General features: G+C 42.4%; 20 protein-coding genes. 2 read left to right on the top strand and 18 right to left on the bottom strand.

The genetic code is table 11. The features are described 5' to 3' along the window. Positions 1 to 14: 14 nt before the first annotated feature. The 18 genes from cheZ to KDM90_RS02170 form a co-directional block, all read right to left on the bottom strand. Positions 15 to 647: a protein phosphatase CheZ gene (gene cheZ / locus KDM90_RS02085; protein WP_212673936.1), complete on the bottom strand. Its 633-nt coding sequence runs from the start codon at positions 645 to 647 to the stop codon at positions 15 to 17. Positions 648 to 674: 27 nt separating this feature from the next. Further along, positions 675 to 1070: a chemotaxis response regulator CheY gene (gene cheY / locus KDM90_RS02090; RefSeq protein WP_186889376.1), complete on the bottom strand. Its 396-nt coding sequence runs from the start codon at positions 1068 to 1070 to the stop codon at positions 675 to 677. A gap of 97 nt (positions 1071 to 1167) precedes the next feature. Beyond that, positions 1168 to 2244 carry a protein-glutamate methylesterase/protein-glutamine glutaminase gene (locus tag KDM90_RS02095; RefSeq protein WP_212673937.1) on the bottom strand — a complete coding sequence of 359 codons (1077 nt, stop codon included), beginning with the start codon at positions 2242 to 2244 and terminating at the stop codon, positions 1168 to 1170. A 62-nt stretch (positions 2245 to 2306) separates the two neighbouring features. Continuing rightward, positions 2307 to 2915, bottom strand: coding sequence for a chemoreceptor glutamine deamidase CheD (gene cheD, locus KDM90_RS02100; protein ID WP_212673938.1), 609 nt, complete (start codon positions 2913 to 2915; stop codon positions 2307 to 2309). A gap of 3 nt (positions 2916 to 2918) precedes the next feature. After that, positions 2919 to 3806, bottom strand: a complete 888-nt coding sequence (locus tag KDM90_RS02105) for a CheR family methyltransferase (protein WP_212673939.1) — start codon at positions 3804 to 3806, stop codon at positions 2919 to 2921. Positions 3807 to 3873: 67 nt separating this feature from the next. Continuing rightward, on the bottom strand, positions 3874 to 4380 hold the full coding sequence (locus KDM90_RS02110) for a chemotaxis protein CheW (protein WP_212673940.1): 507 nt from the start codon (positions 4378 to 4380) through the stop codon (positions 3874 to 3876). A gap of 34 nt (positions 4381 to 4414) precedes the next feature. Then, the gene (gene cheA, locus KDM90_RS02115; protein WP_212673941.1) at positions 4415 to 6463 is read right to left on the bottom strand and encodes a chemotaxis protein CheA; all 2049 of its coding nucleotides are present in this window, start codon (positions 6461 to 6463) and stop codon (positions 4415 to 4417) included. Positions 6464 to 6511: 48 nt separating this feature from the next. Continuing rightward, on the bottom strand, positions 6512 to 6877 hold the full coding sequence (locus KDM90_RS02120) for a response regulator (RefSeq protein ID WP_212674470.1): 366 nt from the start codon (positions 6875 to 6877) through the stop codon (positions 6512 to 6514). Between the two features lie 49 nt (positions 6878 to 6926). Beyond that, complete coding sequence (locus KDM90_RS02125; protein WP_212673942.1) at positions 6927 to 7475, bottom strand: chemotaxis protein; 549 nt, start codon at positions 7473 to 7475, stop codon at positions 6927 to 6929. Positions 7476 to 7535: 60 nt separating this feature from the next. After that, positions 7536 to 8453 carry a flagellar motor protein MotB gene (gene motB, locus KDM90_RS02130; RefSeq protein ID WP_212673943.1) on the bottom strand — a complete coding sequence of 306 codons (918 nt, stop codon included), beginning with the start codon at positions 8451 to 8453 and terminating at the stop codon, positions 7536 to 7538. A 17-nt stretch (positions 8454 to 8470) separates the two neighbouring features. Then, a complete protein-coding gene (gene motA, locus KDM90_RS02135) occupies positions 8471 to 9331 on the bottom strand; it encodes a flagellar motor stator protein MotA (protein WP_212673944.1) in 861 nt (286 codons plus the stop codon). Between the two features lie 128 nt (positions 9332 to 9459). Further along, positions 9460 to 10224, bottom strand: coding sequence for a class I SAM-dependent methyltransferase (locus tag KDM90_RS02140; protein WP_212673945.1), 765 nt, complete (start codon positions 10222 to 10224; stop codon positions 9460 to 9462). 63 nt (positions 10225 to 10287) lie between these two features. Beyond that, the gene (gene flhC / locus KDM90_RS02145; RefSeq protein ID WP_212673946.1) at positions 10288 to 10839 is read right to left on the bottom strand and encodes a flagellar transcriptional regulator FlhC; all 552 of its coding nucleotides are present in this window, start codon (positions 10837 to 10839) and stop codon (positions 10288 to 10290) included. Between the two features lie 39 nt (positions 10840 to 10878). Beyond that, entirely contained in the window at positions 10879 to 11196 is a 318-nt protein-coding gene (flhD, locus tag KDM90_RS02150; protein ID WP_212673947.1) for a flagellar transcriptional regulator FlhD, read from the bottom strand. Positions 11197 to 11719: 523 nt separating this feature from the next. Further along, positions 11720 to 12424, bottom strand: coding sequence for a DNA polymerase III subunit epsilon (gene dnaQ / locus KDM90_RS02155; RefSeq protein ID WP_212673948.1), 705 nt, complete (start codon positions 12422 to 12424; stop codon positions 11720 to 11722). Positions 12425 to 12439: 15 nt separating this feature from the next. Continuing rightward, the gene (gene tilS, locus KDM90_RS02160) at positions 12440 to 13882 is read right to left on the bottom strand and encodes a tRNA lysidine(34) synthetase TilS (protein ID WP_212673949.1); all 1443 of its coding nucleotides are present in this window, start codon (positions 13880 to 13882) and stop codon (positions 12440 to 12442) included. Then, positions 13879 to 14853 (bottom strand): acetyl-CoA carboxylase carboxyltransferase subunit alpha, encoded by a 975-nt coding sequence (locus KDM90_RS02165; protein WP_212673950.1) that lies wholly within the window; start codon positions 14851 to 14853, stop codon positions 13879 to 13881. The genes tilS and KDM90_RS02165 overlap by 4 nt, the downstream gene beginning before the upstream one ends. 54 nt (positions 14854 to 14907) lie before the next feature. Further along, entirely contained in the window at positions 14908 to 15555 is a 648-nt protein-coding gene (locus tag KDM90_RS02170) for a DNA-3-methyladenine glycosylase family protein (RefSeq protein ID WP_212673951.1), read from the bottom strand. Positions 15556 to 16016: 461 nt separating this feature from the next. On the opposite strand from KDM90_RS02170, the gene KDM90_RS02175 reads away from it, so the two are divergent. Both KDM90_RS02175 and KDM90_RS02180 read left to right on the top strand, forming a co-directional pair. Next, positions 16017 to 17021, top strand: a complete 1005-nt coding sequence (locus tag KDM90_RS02175; RefSeq protein ID WP_212673952.1) for a L,D-transpeptidase Cds6 family protein — start codon at positions 16017 to 16019, stop codon at positions 17019 to 17021. Next, positions 17021 to 18790 (top strand): L,D-transpeptidase family protein, encoded by a 1770-nt coding sequence (locus tag KDM90_RS02180; RefSeq protein WP_212673953.1) that lies wholly within the window; start codon positions 17021 to 17023, stop codon positions 18788 to 18790. The genes KDM90_RS02175 and KDM90_RS02180 overlap by 1 nt, the downstream gene beginning before the upstream one ends. The last annotated feature ends 19 nt before the right edge of the window (positions 18791 to 18809 follow it).

An 18809-nucleotide genomic window follows, 5' to 3' on the forward strand; every position in this document is an offset into this window, starting at 1 on the left:
AATTAAATTTGTAATTAAAAACCGAGGCTATCGAGTAAATCATCCACCTGTCCTTGATTCGAGACAATATCCGACTTACCCTCTGGATTGATCTGAGGTCCATTCAACAGACCATCTTGTTGGACACGTTTTACTTGTTCAGGCGAGTATTCAATCAACAATTGCACCAACTGTTGCTCAAGATTTTGAGCAAGTTCAGTCACTCGTCGTATCACTTGTCCAGTTAAATCTTGAAAGTCCTGTGCCATCATAATGTCCATTAGATGGGCTTTTGTTGCACGAGAATGTTCGTTCGCCAATTCTAAAAAAACAATGACCTCATCAAGCTCTGACTGAAAATCATCTTCATTAGGATTGCGTGCCTTAAGTTGTTGCATCGTGGAGCGCAACCGTTTTGCACCAACGTCAACCTCTTCTTGAAGAGGGATGGCAGCATCGGTCGCATTCAACACTCGCTGTGCTGCTTTCTCAGACATCTTAGCGACATAGTCCAAACGATCCCTAGCGTCAGGAATGTCTTCTGCTGCGCGCTCCAATAATTTGTCCAACCCAAGGCCGCGCAAACTATCATGCAGCAAGCGAGTCATATGTCCCACTCGCATCAACAATTCATCGTGCTGAGTCAATTCAACCTGATCGTTTCCCATTGCTGCTCCGCGATTTACTGAAAAAGTTTATGCAGGCTTACCTAACTTTTCAAAAATCTTTGACAACTTTTCATCAAGAGTCGCGGCAGTAAAAGGTTTTACCACATAACCATTCGCACCCGCCTGCGCGGCAGCAATAATGTTTTCCTTCTTCGCTTCTGCAGTCACCATTAAAACAGGAAGTTTTGCAAGCGCTGGATCGGCACGAATATGTTGCAACATAGTCAGACCATCCATGTTCGGCATATTCCAATCAGAAATTACGAAATCGAAATCTCCACTTTTTAACTTTGCAAGGCCAAGCGCTCCATCTTCGGCTTCATCGACGTTCGAGTATCCCAATTCTTTCAACAGATTACGCACAATACGGCGCATCGTCGAGAAATCGTCAACTACTAAAAATTTGAGGTTTTGATCAGCCATAACTTACTCCATAAAATCACAAGGACGGTATTCCACATTATCGGTTATATGAACATCTTTTGGTACGTCATTTACATCCATTACTACAAAACTTGCGTTATACACGCAACGCGCGGCTTCCGTGTTGATCCAAATAATGCAACACTCTTTGTGGCAAATCATTCAGAGGAACAATTTCATTGACCGCACCGACTGCGATCGCTTCCCGAGGCATACCGAATACTACACAACTTGCTTCATCTTGCGCAAAATTGTAAGCTCCGGCGTTTTTCATTTCCAGCATTCCCTCTGCGCCATCTTTCCCCATTCCCGTCAAAATAACGCCTACTGCATTCTTACCTGCAAATTTTGCGGCGGATCGGAATAGTACGTCCACTGAAGGGCGATGTCGATTTACTGGGGCTCCATCATTTAACTCTGTCACGTAATTGGCGCCACTGCGAGCGAGTAAGAGGTGAGAATGTCCAGGAGCGATATAGGCGTGCCCTGGCAAAATACGCTCTCCACCAACTGCCTCAGAAACCGAAATCTTACATAATCCATCTAGACGCTTTGCGAATGACTTTGTAAAGCCTTCTGGCATGTGCTGCGCAATAAGAACGCCGGGACAATCCGAAGGCATTTGCATTAAAAAATTCTTGATCGCTTCCGTTCCGCCAGTAGAGGCACCAACAATGATGAGCTTCTCGCTACTAACCAACGGATTGCGCATCGAGGGCAATACAGACACTACAGCATGTGCATGCGATTCTGTGATGTGGGTTCGGGCACGAATTTTCGCCTTTGCTGCAGCTCGAATCTTATCGGTAATAACATGTGCATATTCAAGCATTCCACTTTGAATAGACAACTTTGGCTTAGTGACAAAGTCGACTGCACCGAGCTCCAATGCTCGCATCGTGATTTCTGAACCACGCTCTGTAAGTGACGATACCATGATCACTGGCATGGGGCGCAAACGCATAAGCTTCTCAAGGAAATCGAGCCCATCCATTTTAGGCATTTCAACATCCAGTGTTAGAACGTCTGGGTTATGTTGTTTAATTAATTCGCGCGCAACAATTGGGTCGGGAGCAACGCCAACAACTTCCATATCACTCTCTTCACGAATAATTTCGCTTAAGATACTTCGTATCAATGCAGAATCATCAATGATTAATACTTTAATTTTCATGCTGCCCTCACGCTACCACGCTTTGTCTAATTGCCTTTTTCAGGACGGGAATATCATCTGCATTAAAACAGATCCACATCACCACCCACTGGTGCACTTTTCAATCGGCTAGCGTAATCCAATTCACGTTTCTTCAAGGTATCGTTATGTTCAACTTTCAGTTTTTTAACCAAGACTTTACCTGTACGTGGAAAGAAATAAACTTTTCGGGGATAGATATCATTGAGATCTTCGGCGATTACACGCATTCTCTCCATACGTAGATAATCGAGAACAAACTTAGCGTTTCTTTCCCCGACATTTATGGCCGTGAAGCCACGCAAAACGTTTCCGCCACCAAACACTTTTGCTTCCATATTTTCGCGTTTTGCACCCGCCTTAAGCAATTCATTAATTAGCACCTCCATTGCATAAGTTCCGTAGCGCATTGAAGCCGAAACAGGATTTTCTGAGTTCTCACCACCATCTGGCAGCATAAAGTGATTCATTCCCCCTACACCTGAAACTCGATCTCGAATGCACGCTGAAACACATGAACCCAACACAGTGACAATCAGCATATCTTTACCAGTAAAGTAAAACTCTCCAGGTAAAATTTTTGCCGCATCACAATCAAAAGTGCGATCATAATAAACGTTAGTGGCAAAGTGTTCTTCACTAAACTGACTCATGGATCACCCTTTATTTAACTCGTAAGCGCTTGACTTCTTACGTTTATCGTCTTGTCCAGCAAGTACATAGACAGTTTTTCCACGCAACTTAAAATCATCCGATACATACAGGAAATTTTCGGAGTGACCTGCAAATAACAGTCCGTCTGATTTCAATAAAGGCACGAATTTCTTCAAAATACTCGATTGCGTGGGTTTATCGAAATAAATCATGACATTTCTGCAGAAAATAGCATCGAATTCTCCACTCAAATTCCAATGGTTATCGAGCAAATTCAAAGGTTCAAAACTAATCAAATCGCGTATTTCTGGGCGTACCAAAACTGTGCCCTCGTTTTTGCCGCGACCGCGCAAAAAATACTTCCTTAACAATTCACTCGACATTTTTTCTGTTCGATCGGCGTTATATACACCTCTGGCAGCAATTGCCAACACATTCGTGTCGATATCAGTCGCGATAATTTCTAAATTAGGCTTTAGTGTACCTAGGGCCTCGCAAACGCACATTGCAATCGAGTAGGGTTCCTCTCCAGTCGAACTCGCGGAACACCAAACTCGAAGGTGCCCATGTTTATTTTTAACATGCTCTGCCAAGATTGGAAAATGGTGTTCTTCACGAAAAAATGAGGTCAAATTGGTCGTGAGTGCGTTCGTAAAAGCTTCCCACTCTCCGCTATCACTCTCACGCTCCAACATATCTAGGTATGTCGCAAAAGAAACGATCCCAGTGGCACGCAGTCTTCTCGCCAAACGACTGTAAACCATTTCCTGCTTACTGTCCGACAAAGAAATCCCTGCACGTTGGTAAATCAAACCTCTTACTCGATCAAAGTCACGATTATTGAACGCGAATTCTTTTTCTCCATCTGATCGATCTGCTGGCTTCGCCATTACCTCGTCCTGTCCGTCAAATATCAATGATATGATTTTTAATTTTTGCTTCTACTCATTTCTTGTACTACTCGGCATGATCTAACAACCCCATTTCGGGACTCGACATGAGCTTCTCAATATCAACCAAAATCAGCATTCGTTCTTCAAGTGTTCCCAATCCAATCAAGAAGTCATCATTGAAAGTTGTATTCATTTCCGGCGCGGGACGCACTTGTTCTGGCAGCAAAGTCATCACATCAGAAACACTGTCTACGACCATTCCAACAACCCTAGTTCCAATGTTAAGAATGATTACGACAGTTAATTGATCGTAAGTTGGCGTACCTAAATTAAACTTGATGCGCATATCAACAATCGGCACAATAATTCCGCGCAAATTAATCACGCCTTTCAGAAAATCGGGCGCATTTGCAATCCTAGTGACCGCCTCATACCCGCGAATTTCTTGCACCTTCAGAATATCGATACCGTACTCTTCACTTCCTAAGGTAAACGCAAGAAATTCGTGGGTCGTCAAATCGCCCTCTTGCGAATCTGCTTTTTTTGTTAACCCATCAGAGCTTTGTATCATGATCTATTCCTTTTAATGCAATTTGTTTCAAAACCTAACGCACTGAGCGCAAAATGGCCGCGACATCCAAAATGAACGAGACTCCTCCGTCACCGAGTATCGTGGCACCCGAAATACCAGGTATCTTTCGATAATTTGATTCGATATTTTTCACCACAACTTGCTGCTGCCCAACAAGATCATCAACAAACAACGCTGCCTTTTTGCCATCCACCTCAACAATTACCGTAATACCATTCGCAGGATCTGTATGCTTAGGCTGTATATTGAATGTTTCAAACAAGGGAATTAGTGGCAAGTATTCTTGACGTATTTTGATAACACGTCCTTTGCCGTTGATCTCTTTGATATCCTCGTGTTGTGGCTGCAAAGACTCAACAACGAAGCCCAAAGGTAAAATATAAATTTCTTCTCCGACTTTGATCGACATCCCATCCAAAATTGCAAGCGTCAAAGGCAAGGAAATCGTGATGGTAGTACCAAATCCTTTCGCAGAACGGATATCGACCACTCCGCCCATTTGGGTGATGTTTCTTTTCACAACATCCATTCCCACGCCGCGCCCAGAGACGTCGGTGACCACTTCAGCCGTCGAAAAACCTGGCGCAAAAATCAATTGCCAGACATCTGCATCTGACATCGAATCTGACACCACCAAGCCGTTTTGCTTTGCTTTGGAAAGAATTCGCTCACGGTTTAATCCACCACCGTCATCACAAACTTCGATTACGATATTGCCACCTTGATGTACCGCCGAAAGAGACAGCTTGCCCGATTCACTCTTGCCATTTTCAAGTCGAGTCGCTGGCATTTCAATACCATGATCAATGCTGTTTCGAACTAAATGCGTCAAAGGATCAACAATACGTTCGATCAATCCCTTATCTAATTCTGTTGATGCACCGTAGGTGACAAATTCAACTTTCTTTCCGAGTTTGTGCGCTAAATCCCGAACCATGCGTGGAAATCTCGAAAAGACATAATCCATTGGCATCATACGAATCGACATCACCGCTTCTTGCAAATCGCGCGTATTTCTCGTCAAGTGTGCCACGCTGCTTAACAATCTTTCATTCGATACAGGATCCAAATCTTGAGTGCGCTGAGTCAACATTGCTTGCGTTATGACTAATTCACCAATCAAGTTGATGATCTGATCGACTTTTTCAATGCCGACTCGAATCGTTGACGACTCTTGTGTCGCTGCATGCTTTTCAGCCTCTTTTTTGGGCTGAGCTTTTGCAGCATTAACTAAATTTTCTTGGGCTTGACGTTTTTCCTCTTCAGCCTTTAAGGCTGCCGCCTGCTCCGCCTTTTCATCAGGGGGAAACATCGCATCAAGGGGCTCGAAAAAACCATATCCAAGTTCATCTTCACTAGGCTGATGCTTTGCACTTTCGATCGGTACCTCGACACTTTCAATCTTCATTTTGTCAGCATCAACAATAAATGAACAAACGGCCACAATATCATCCTCGGAACCATTCGTATGCAAGACAATCAGGTCTTGGTTATCCGCATTTTTTTCACTCAATGCCCTACCCAATAGTCCTAATTCTGAAATCAATAACGTCAAATCCGCTTCTTTAACCTCTTTGAAGGTCACCTTAAAACAATGATGATACTTTTCCTGAACTTCCTCACTTCGGCTAATATGGGCAATGCTTGGCGCAGCACTTGCTTTCGGAACCAAATCATCCTGTACGAATGATTGCAATAACATGCGAACATCTCCGACTGCATCCAAATCAACTTCAGTTCCTAACCGATGTCCATCCAGCTGCATTTTCAAAATATCTTTCGCAGCTAAGAACGCATCTACATGGTCCGATGTCAGATGCATTTCGCCTTTGCGAATTTTATCGAGCAGTGATTCGAGAATATGTGTGACCTCGGTCATATCGGTCAGGCCAAATGTGGACGCGCCACCTTTTATTGAATGCGCTGCACGAAAGATAGCGTTCAGATCTTCAGGATCTGGGGACGAAATATCAACACCTAATAATAACTTCTCCTTTTCAGCAAGAAGTTCCTCAGCCTCATCAAAAAAAACCTGAAAAAACTGACTCATGTCAATCGTCATTATTTCACCCCATTATCGACGCTATTAACTGGCAATATAAACGGCACTTTAACCAATTACTTTTTTCACGACCTCGGTTAATTTTTGCGGATCAAATGGCTTGACTAGCCAACCATTCGCACCAGCAGCACGTCCCTTTGCTTTCATGTCATCACTAGATTCTGTTGTAAGCATCAAAATTGGCACACGTTGATACGTTGACAAAGCACGCAACGACTTAATCAAAGTCAGCCCATCCATACGAGGCATATTCTGGTCGGTCAAAACAAGATCAACAACTTGATTCTTGGCTTTTTCAAGACCATCTTGACCATCAACAGCTTCTATGACTTGATATCCAGCAGCTTTTAAACTAAATGCCACCATTTGACGCAGTGATCCTGAATCATCCACCGCTAAAATTGTTTTGGCCATCATTACTCCATTCAGAAAAATCGAGAAAAATTCTCAGCTCAATCCATCACTAAAATAATTCAATATCACCACTATCCAAATGCTGTTGATTCACAGTCCTTCGGAGAAGACTCTTTAATTCCTTACTTTGTTGTTCTAATTTTTCGGTGATTTCATTAAGCACTTGTGCAATTTCATCTGTACCGCCATCAGCAGGGATTACATTTCCAACCATATCGAGTGTTGAGAGTAATTCACGCAAACCGGCGCTTCTTTGCACGGTGCGCGAAATCAACTGACTTGTCAGATCTTGAAACTGAAGGCTTGTAACAGCTCTATTAATATGCAAACCAATATCAGACTGAATTTTAGCCAATTGATCGACATTGTCTTTCGGGACTAATCCAGTGTTCACCAATTGCAGAATCTGCGCTTCTTGCGATGTGATTGAAGCATGCAAATCGAGAAAGCTTTCCCCTAGCTTCTCTATTGCTTCCGCCAATAACAAAGTGGTTTGCACCAAATCAGTTTCCACTTCGAGTAAATGCGCGACACCATGATCTGAAACTCCAGAGAGGAGCTGTTTAACTTGCGAACCCAAGTTTTTTTTCTTCGACATCTTTAGCGTCCCATTCTGCAAACTAGTTGTTGCACTTTCTGATGCGATTAATGAGCGAAATTATTTTTTCGTTCCTACAGGCACTTCAATGGACTTGCCTTGATCCACCTCCCCCCCATCTTGGGAGGCAGACAACTCAGCTTTCTTATTCATCACGATGATGCTAATTCGTCGGTTAATAGGATTTAGCGGATCCTCTTTATCAAATAAGACTGAAGAAGATAAACCAACGATTTTTAACACTTTCGTTTCATCCATACCACCATAAACCAACTCTCGTCGCGACGCATTTGCTCGGTCTGCAGACAATTCCCAGTTACTGTAACCTTTCTCACCATTTCCATAAGGCGCAGCGTCGGTATGACCGGACAAACTGATTTTATTTGGAACATCATTCAATGCTAAGCCAATCTCGTGCAAAATTTCTTTTGTATATGGTTGTAAATCTGCTTTTGCCGAAGCAAACATCGGTCGATTTTTCTCATCAACCATTTGAATTCTCAAGCCCTCCGAAGTAATATCCAAAAGAAGCTGTTTCTTAAATTGTTTTAGCACTCCGTTCGATTCAATCGCAGCCTCAATCTTTTCTTTTAGGCCTTTTAGTCGCTCTGCATCGACTTTCGCCAAAGCAGCTTCCGCTGCTTGCAGATTGTATGTTTTCTTAGCTGCCTCGATATCACCTTTTTTTGTCTGACCTTCGCGCAAGGACAAATCTTTGCCCCCACCCTTAATCACGCTAGAACTATCACCGCTACCATCGCCACCCGACATTGCCACCTTCAGAGGAGTCTGAAAATACTCAGCAATACCTTGCAAATTACCTTTCGCAGTCGAGCCTAGTAACCACATCAATAGAAAAAAAGCCATCATCGCAGTCACAAAATCCGCATAAGCGATCTTCCAAGCACCACCGTGATGCCCTCCTGCGACCTTCTTAATTCGCTTAACTATAATCGGACGTAGTTCTTCATTAGCCATATCAAGCTATTAATTTATTATTTTGATTTAGATTGTTTAATATGTTCTTCCAACTCGGAAAAAGTTGGACGCTCGGTTGAATACAAAACTTTTCGACCAAACTCCACAGATAGGGCTGGAGCATATCCATTTAAACTCGCAAGCAATGTCACCTTTACGCATTGAAATGTTTTGGACGATTCCTCGAGTTTCTGCTCGAGTAGGCTCGAGATAGGTCCGACAAAACCATATGCAAGCAGAATACCTAAAAAGGTACCGACAAGCGCTTTTGCGATCAAAATACCCAACTCTGCAGGCGGGATACCTACCGATTCCATAGTATGGACAACACCCATCACCGCAGCAACGATACCAAACGCTGGCAAACCATCACCCAATTTCGCCATAAAATGCGCTGGCATCGCCCCCTCATGATGATGCGTTTCCAACTCATTATCCATCAAATTTTCGATCTGGAAAGCATCCATATTTCCGGACACCATTAAACGCAAATAATCACCTAAGAACTCCATTAGGTGATGATCAGAAACTACCAAAGTGTACTTACTAAATAAAGGACTCTCTTCGGGTTTTTCAATATCTCCCTCAATTGACATCAAGCCTTCTTTTCGAATTTTAGTCAACACATCAAACAACATCGTCATTAATTCCATATACATCGCTTTGTTGTATTTGGAACCTTTAAAGATAGTCGGCAGTGCCTTGAGCGATGCCTTAATTGTCTTTGAATTATTCCCGACCAGAGAAGCACCTACTGCCGCACCACCGATCATCAGCAGTTCGATTGGCTGAAATAGAACAGCCATATGTCCGCCAGCCAAAATAAATCCGCCAAATACGGAACCACAAACAACGATGTAACCCACTATAACTAACACGAGTTAGACTCCTTAAACAGATTGACTCGAAACTTGCGGCTTCAAGATACATCTGAAGAATACCAGCGATCTCATAACATTAGGCAACATTTTCTAAAATATTGCCCAAAAAATATATTTTTGTTGTTTCAATATATATGCCAACCGTATAAATACTTGTCACTATTATCTATACATATAGAAATATCAGGTTGAACATCTGGAACAATAAACTCAAAACTCAAAAATAAACTCCCGTTTCGCATTTCAGATTTCACACGATCCCAAACTGCTGGCATCGCCGCCGGAGAAAGATAGCAAAAAACAACATCAAACTCTCTGAAATTGACGTTATAAAAGTTTCCCAATATAAACTTTGCGCGAGATCGAGCAGCAATCGCATGGATACGACTAATTAACCAAGGCAATGGTGCAATTTCAATACCAACGACTGTGGCAAATGGAAGTTCCCTAGCTAACGAAATTGCCAATCCCCCCATGCCACTACCGATATCAATCACCTTTATTTCTTTATCACTTTGGATGAGGCGAACCAATGGCAAAATCAACGAAGATTTGGACGGATAGTAAGGAACTTGGGTTCGAAAAGTCGACCAAAAAATTGCAACTAATAACGAAGCGATCGCTAGGTAAATCGATGGAGGGATGTCTTGAAAAAAACAAAAATAAGCGAGCAATGGAAAGCCAAACTGTATCGGCACCCACCACCAGTCAAATTTAAATACTAACGCCAAGAAAGCGGCTAGCCCTGCGTGCGCCAGCAAAATGGTTAGCCCAGAAAAAGATAATCCCAAGCTCTTTGAAATAACGATAAAACATGCCAGTGAAAACAGCAAAGAACCCAATTGCAAGAATAATGATTTAACTCCAATTGAATACTTCAAGATTTCCACCCAGATATGATTTCACTTGCAAAATCATAACATTTTCTATGGCGAAAAAAATGTCAAAAAGAGTTAATTCAGGAGTCGCTCAGGCTCCGTTGCTCTTTGCTTCTTCGTCTTCCCCGCACGCGATGGTACGTGACATAATCCACACGCATAATGATCGTGCAGATCAAGGGTGTGCCCGACAAATTGACCACCGCAACACTCACATTTCACAAAAGATAGCATATTACCTTCAAAAAAACGTACGAGCGTCCAAGCACGTGTGAGTGATAATACTGGTTCATCCCCGTCCGGCGTGGGCATCTGCTCTTGATAAAGCTTATAAGCCTTCACAACGGCATGAATTCCATCAATTCCGGCATGCTCCCGTAAGTACTTAAAGATATTCATGAACAAAGAAGAATGGATATTCGGCTGCCATGTCACAAACCAGTCAGTCGAAAAAGGCAACATACCTTTCGGCGGTGAAACGCCTTTTAACTCTTTATAAATTTTCAAGAGGCGCTCTCTAGACAATGAGGTTTCTGACTCCAACAACTGCAATCTTGCACCCAAATTGACCAAATCCACTGCTAATTGAATTTCATTAGCTTCATTTACAATACTTTTCGTTGCCATTTTACCTCTCCCTATTTTGCAAAGTTCGACTCGAAAAATTTATGCTATTTCTTCGACCTTTTGACCCGCCATCAGAATAGCGGCATGGGAGTGAGCGAGGCTGCGCTCCTTGTTGTAGTTGGTGAGCATGCAAAGAATTGAGCTATCTTCGAAACGGAATCGGGCGAGCATCATATTGGAACCCGCCAACTTCAATATCTGGGCATTATTCATTCCTTCGATCAAATCGGCAATTTCTTTGCTAATCCCCAAGCGAAATATTGCAGTCGCTTTATCTGAACGAATCATTTGCTGCGCCAACATTAAGTAGCTCAAGTTTGCATCACGAATCTCAGCCATCATATCATTTGGTGTCATTTTTCACTCCCACTTATTTGCCCTAGCGAAATGTGTTGCCAGTGAGATAGATTGTGAGACCTCAAGAAATTTGCTTGTATCGGCAGAACGCTGGAAATTTTCACGGAAAAACAGGAAAAATCCAGTAGGAAAAAATCCTACACTGGATTATTTTTGACAGATCATTATTTTTATAATAATGACTTAATTTTGAAGTTAAATTTAAAAACTAAGGGCAGGTAGCTTTTAAATTCAAATAAATCAAAGACTTAACGAATATTTCAATGAGATTTCTCAATCTCCTAAAACATTAACGGCCAACATTTGCAAAACTTTAGGGTTGAAGCAAAATATTTTTAATCTTTTTTTCCTACAGCCGCTGAGAGTTTTAACGGCAAAAAAAAACGCCACTTTAGGGTGGCGATCAAAAAAAAATATCGGTTCTTGTTGGTTTTCTGTCGAAATCACGAGGCTAAAGTAGCAACACGGTATTTACAAGGCTCTCAAACCCATCACAGGAAAACATGCTTTACTATTGATTACTTCATCCATTTTGCCAAATGCAATTGCCTTGAGATGCCTTGCTAATATCATTCAAAATCAATTCATGACTCTCCAATTCTTGTTGAGATGCGGTAATTAATTTCACTTCAAAATCGAACTCTACCTCATCGCTTACATCGACGTCCGGCTTAGCCTCCACTTCCTCTATTTCAATACTAAAACTATTTTGCCCACGTGACATTGCCAAAAACACGTCGGCGAGTAGCTCTGCATCTAATAATGCACCGTGCAATTTCCTGTGTGCATTTGAAATTTCATATCGATCACATAGCGCATCTAATGAATTTCTCTTTCCAGGGTGCAATTCTTTTGCTTGAGCCAAAGTATCGACGACACCCTCAACAATCGATTCCACCTTAGGATATTCAAGTCTTTCAAATTCCGAATTCAAAAAGCCCATATCAAAAGGTGCATTATGAATGACCAATTCCGCGCCCTTCACATACTCGATAAATTCTTGAATAATTTGTGCAAAAATCGGTTTATCCCTCAGAAATTCCGTGGTCAAACCATGAACCGCAAGCGCCCCCTCTTCTGAGTCACGCTCAGGATTAATATAACGATGAAAATTATTCCCCGTTAGTTTGCGATTAATTAACTCTACACAACCAATTTCAATCACGCGATTCCCCATACGAGGATTTATCCCTGTCGTCTCGGTATCAAGAACAATTTGTCGAGTCATATTTACTTACTTTCACTATTTGCTGATGTTAGAATCGTGATCAGGGACCCAAATAAGCTGAATCAAATTAGGCACCAACAAGCCTGCTGCAAAATCTTTAGGCTCAGAAATAAACTCTGCGTCCATCCCTAATAATCCAACAAAAAAGAGTTTTTCCCCAACATAAATGCATGGAACCTGACCTCGTTGCCAAAAAGGTATTTTTGCACTTTGAAAATGACTTTTCAAATCCCGTGTGGGTCTTTTTCTTCCAAGTCGAAGGCGCTCGCCACCAGATCTACTACGAAAAACCAACTCTGATTTCTTCAAAACTTCGCGGCTAATGCCAGTATCGCTTGATCTAAAAATTAGATGGCCTCTAAACTGTGGAAAATACACCGTCTCATCGCCATTCCAAAGATACTTAAAATCAACGCGATCCTTCGACTGGAATTGCGTTTCAACGACGAAAATTCTATCTTGTGATCGATAAATGGAAAAATCGCCATGTTCAATCGTGACCCTAGCGTCTTCTCTCGCATTTAACAATTGTGAGAGAATTTCAACGGTTTTTGTGCTTGACGGTGGTTGGACTTGATTCAATGTTAGCCAATATCGAAATGCGTTAACCAATCGTTCGGTATTTAAACGGCGGAACCGATGCAAGTCGAGCTCATTGGTTTTAACCAGACACGCATCCACATCAAATTCTGCGAGTTGATTCAATAAAGTTTGGGCAGAGCGAACATGACCCGCCGTTCGAATTATCCGATTAGAGAAACCTGGAAAAATTCGTGCAATTTGAGGCATTACTAAATGCCGTAGAGCATTCCGGGTATATTCCAAATCACTATTTGATTCGTCGGTGATGAACACTTGCGATTTCGATTTCAAATAGGATTGCAGGTCGCTTTTTGATTCCGTTAGTAACGGTCGACAAATCGATACTTGGTCTGTTTGAAGTAGGTCAGGAGCGATATTCACCTCGTCCATACCGGTCAAACCTCGCAAACCAGTACCTCGAAAGAGCTGCATCAAAATAGTTTCAGCTTGATCTTCAAGGTGATGTGCAACCATCAAAAGATTCACAGTGTCTGCAAGACACATTTCACCAAGTGCTCGATATCTTTGCTTCCTTGCGGAGGCTTCAATTCCGTGCCCTTGATTATCGACCAAAACTCGCGTCGCCCGAAAGGGGACATTGAAAGTCTTACATTGTTTCTCGCAATGTTGTTGCCAATCATCTGAAAACTTGCTGATACCATGATTGACATGGTAAGCAAAGACGGGGACACTTTTTTTCTTTGCAAATTGTATCGTGAGATCTAACAAAACAGTCGAGTCAAGGCCCCCGCTATATGCAACCGCAAGTCTTGTCTCTTCGTTTTGATTTCTCAGTTGATGCTGGAGAATATCTGTTAATTTAAGTAAAAAACGCTCTTCTAATTCTCTTGCACTTTTTAAGTGCTCAGTTTTCATTCGGAGACTCGAGTTTCCTTAAATTTACCATAACTCATTAATTTTTCATGTCGATTTGCGAGCAGTTCTTTCGTTTTCATTCCTTGGAACTGGCGTAAAGTATCCGCCAAAGCTCGCTTTACAAGTGCACACATTTGCTTTGGATCGCGATGCGCGCCGCCGAGTGGCTCATTGATAATCTTATCGATCAAACCCATTGCTTTTAAGCGATTTGCCGTTAACCCTAAAGCTTCCGCTGCATCAGATGCTCGCTCAGAAGTCTTCCAAAGAATCGAAGCACATCCCTCGGGTGAAATCACGGAATAAGTTGCATACTGCAACATCAAGACCGCATCACCAACAGCTAATGCGAGAGCCCCGCCTGAGCCGCCCTCACCGATTATCGTCGCAATCAATGGCACCTTTAACTCCGCCATGACATACAAGTTGTGGCCAATCGCCTCAGATTGACCTCGCTCCTCAGCATCGATTCCAGGCCAAGCGCCAGTGGTATCAATAAAGGTAAACACGGGGATATCAAACTTCTCCGCTAATTTCATCAAACGCATCGCTTTACGGTACCCCTCAGGCTTAGGCATACCAAAATTCCGCATCGCCCGTTCTTTTGTATCGCGACCTTTTTGATGGCCTATGACCATGCAAGCCTGACCATTAAATCGAGCAAGTCCACCGACGATTGCCAAGTCATCCGCAAAAGCACGATCACCATGCAATTCATGAAAATCTGTAAAAATTTGAGAAATATAGTCAAGTGTATACGGACGTTGTGGGTGACGTGAAATTTGCGAAACTTGCCAAGGCGTCAATTTCGCATAAATATCTTTGGTCAACATTTGACTCTTCTGTGAGAGTCTATCAATTTCTTCCGAAATATCGACTGCAGAATCATCTTGAACAAAACGCAGCTCTTCAATTTTGGTCTCAAGCTCAGCAATAGATTGCTCGAATCCAAGAAATGTCGTTTTAGTCATCGTGTCCCCTTAAAAAATCTACACGCATTAATCAATAAGCTTGATTGTATCAAGTTAAATCGTTTTTTCATCTAAACTGCGCCACATGTACCAAGTGGCAACCGTCCGCCAAGGCTCCCAGTTCGCCGCAACCTCTCGTATATCAATACGAGAAACTGGCTCACCAGAAAAATAATTTTTGCTAATCCCAGTAATCAAGCCAGGATCATCTAAAGGCAGTATATTCGGACGCAACAAATTAAAAATCAAGAACATTTCGGCAGTCCAACGGCTAATCCCGCGAATCTGCGTTAGCTCCGCGATCACTGCCTCATCAGACATGTCAACCCAATTATCAACATGAACGCTACCATCCTTGAAGTGCCCAGCGAGATCCAAAATATAGTCTGTCTTTCGTTTTGAAAGGCCGCATGCCAACAAGCCTAACTTCCCTACACTTAGCACTTCTGCAGGTGACGACTTGGGACAGACACGTAGATACTTTTCCCAAAGTGCGTTAGCAGAAATTCCCGAAATTTGTTGACCAATAATCGAGCGAGTTAAAGTCGTGAACGAATCATCCCGGCCTAACAAATAAAGATCGCCAAATTGAGGAATTAATTTACGCAAAATGCGGTCGCGTTTCATCAACTCGGATTTTGCCTCTTCCCAATAATTTGGCACCTGTAAGTCGACATTACGGACACTCTTAACTTTATGCATACTTTTGTCTTCCGTAATACAAAAACACTACCAACTGATGCGCGGCAATTGAACGTCCAAGCATTAGCTAAAAGAAAACCGTCAATTTTACATTAACTGATGAACAAAGAGGCTAACTTTTGATGTTCACCAAAATAACACCAAGGATTTTAAGCAAAAAAAAATAGAAAATCACTTTTCCACCCAATAATTCAAAATCATTGCTTTCACTTCAATCTGAACTTCAGAAATGAAGACATTATTAATGTTGCGTCCGCGCAGGACGAACAAATTCTTAATCGGGAAGTAGAAAATTTCCATTTCAATGCTCGCAATGCCACTTTTTCGCCTCAATATAACAAGTTCTACAACGCGATCACAGGTTTATTTGTTAAGATTGCGCCTGACCTTCGAGCAACATAACAATGTGCCTGAATTCCCGATTTTGAGACAATCCTTTAGAAAAGACCCCACGTTAAATTATGCGACACTCACTTAAAACCGCATTCGCTGCAGTCGTATTTACTGTTGGCCTAACTCCAATGGCATTTGCGGACGATGCCAGTGATGCAACTAAATTATATAAAGCTGGACAATTGAACGAGGCCATCAAGAAAATCGATGCTGTGTTAGCTCAACGTCCGAAAGATGCGCAGATGCGCTTCTTGAAGGGTATTATCCTCACAGAACAAAACAAGTCAGCTGATGCTATCGTTGTCTTTAGCAAATTAACCGATGACTATCCAGAATTACCTGAGCCGTACAACAACCTTGCTGTTCTATATGCATCAAATGGTCAATATTTAAAAGCAAGCGCGGCACTCGAAATGGCAATACGCACCAATCCGACTTATGGCACAGCACATGAAAATTTAGGCGATGTGTACGCAAAATTGGCGAGCCAGTCCTATGACAAAGCATTGCAACTTGACTCTGCTAACTCGACTGCAAAACTGAAATTAAACTTGGTTAAAAATTTAATTGGTAACACCACTGGTGGCACCAATCCTAAAACAAGCACAACAAGTAATCCAGCGCCCATTGCAAATATTCCGAATACATCAACAGTAACGCCACCGCCACCGACCAAAGCTGTTGAACCAAAATTGCCGCAAGTCAGTCCGCAAAAGTCTGTCGCAGCGACCAATGAAAAAGACCAAGCCTTAAGCATGGTTGAAAGTTGGGCAAAAGCTTGGAGCAATCAAGACGTTCAAAAATACTTATCTTTTTATGCTAAAGATTTCCAAACCCCGAAAGGCGAGGCGCGAAGTATATGGGCCGAAGATCGTCGATCAAGAATTGAAGGGAAGGGAAAAATTGGTGTCAGAATAGACGATCCTACCATCAATGTAGATGGCAGCACAGCAACGATTAGATTCAAACAGTATTACTCATCAGATCGTTTATCTTCAACAAGTCGCAAGACCTTGATTTTAACTAAGCAAGATGGCAAATGGCTGATCAAGCAGGAGCGCTCGGGTAACTAATGCGTTCATTTTATCGTAGCAAAGCTCCAATTTACTGGTTAATTGGAGCAATTTCATTTCCTGTACTAAGCACTGTAACCATACTCTTGGCGAAGCCAAATGTAGCTTTTGCCAACAACAATCCCTCGAACAAGGTGGTCTTGCAGACTGGCGAACGCAGCGGACCCAACGCGGATTTGTTATTAATTGAAATCTATCGTTTTTTAGCAAATAACGAACTTGATAAAGCGCAAGCAAAAGTCGATGAATTATTGATTGCCTATCCTAATTTTCATTTAGGCCACTTGATTCGCGGTGATTTAATCGCAATGCGAGCGAGACCAATTGCTCGATTCGGAAACGTAAAAAATGCACCGCAAGACAAATTACGCGATCTGAATGATGAGGCAGTGGCACGCCTACGCGCTATAACTGAACGACCTAGCAAAGATCAAATCCCTAGCGTTTTATTGCAACTAAACGACGAACAACGTTACGCGTTGGTAATGGACGCCAAAAGAGCCCGTCTTTATTTATACGAGAACGTTGCTGGTGTTCCTAGTCTAGTTAGCGATTACTACGTCAGCCAAGGCAAACTCGGCATGGACAAATTTAAGGAGGGCGACCAACGCACTCCAGTAGGCGTCTACTATATTACAAACAGATTGCCCGGATCAAAGTTACCCGACTTCTACGGACCAGGCGCGCTCCCGCTCAACTATCCGAATGAATGGGACAAACTAAAAGGACGCGGCGGTTCTGGAATATGGTTACATGGCGTTCCATCAACAAATTACAGTAGAGCCCCTCTTGCATCCGACGGTTGCGTTGTACTCGCAAATCCGGATTTTTTAAAAATCGCTGCGACTGTTGACGTCGCAAAGACGCCAGTGATCATCACCGAAAAAATTGAATTTTTAAGCAAGGCTGCATGGCTTCTCGAAAAGCAGCAAGCGAGAATTCTGATTGAAAATTGGCAGCAAAGTTTCAATACGCAAAATCCTAACAGCATCTTACCGATTTACAGTAAAAATTTCAAAGGCATAAATAGTGAAGGTGCGAGTAGCTGGGTAAGTCGGCAAATACAGTCCCTAGGTTCAAGTATAAACGCATTCAAAGTACGAGAAATCTCACAATTTAAATACCCTGGCCGGGAAGAACTAATTGTCGCTAATTTTACGATCGACGTGCAAACAAACAAAGGACTTACTTCAAGCAAGCGTCGTCAGTACTGGGCAAAGGAGTCTGGATTATGGCGCATCGTCTACGAAGACAATAATCAGGTCGCGGGTATCAAAATAGAGCCTGAAGCAGTTCGTGAGATTGCGAAAGTTAACACGAGAGGAACACAAAGTACCGATGATAAATTCAAAACTCCCTCTAAAATTGTAGCGACCAACTCAAACACGATAAACACTGTTAAAGCGACGAACACCAAATCTAACGCAAAAGCGCAAGCAGAAGTGATGCAATCAGTGAATCGCTGGCTCAATGTCTGGAGCTCAAAAAATACAACTGCTTATCTCGCCCACTATGCGAAAGATTTTCAGACCCCAAACGGTGAGTCACGGAAGTCTTGGATGGAAGAACGGCGTGCAAGAATTGAGGGAAAGGGTAAGATTTCTGTGAAAATTGATACGCCAACAATTCAAATCGAAGGGAATCTAGCGACCGTGAAGTTTCGGCAGAATTATCAATCTGGCGCATTGGTTGCTAGCAGCAGAAAAACGCTAGTAATGGTTAAACAAGATGGTAAGTGGCTAATCAAACAAGAGAAAACCGGAAGTTAATTTAGACAAAGGAGTAACG

It is taken from the genome of Affinundibacterium fentianense (genome assembly GCF_018139545.1).
In the GTDB taxonomy this organism is placed as follows: Bacteria; Pseudomonadota; Gammaproteobacteria; order Burkholderiales; family Burkholderiaceae_D; genus Undibacterium; species Undibacterium fentianense.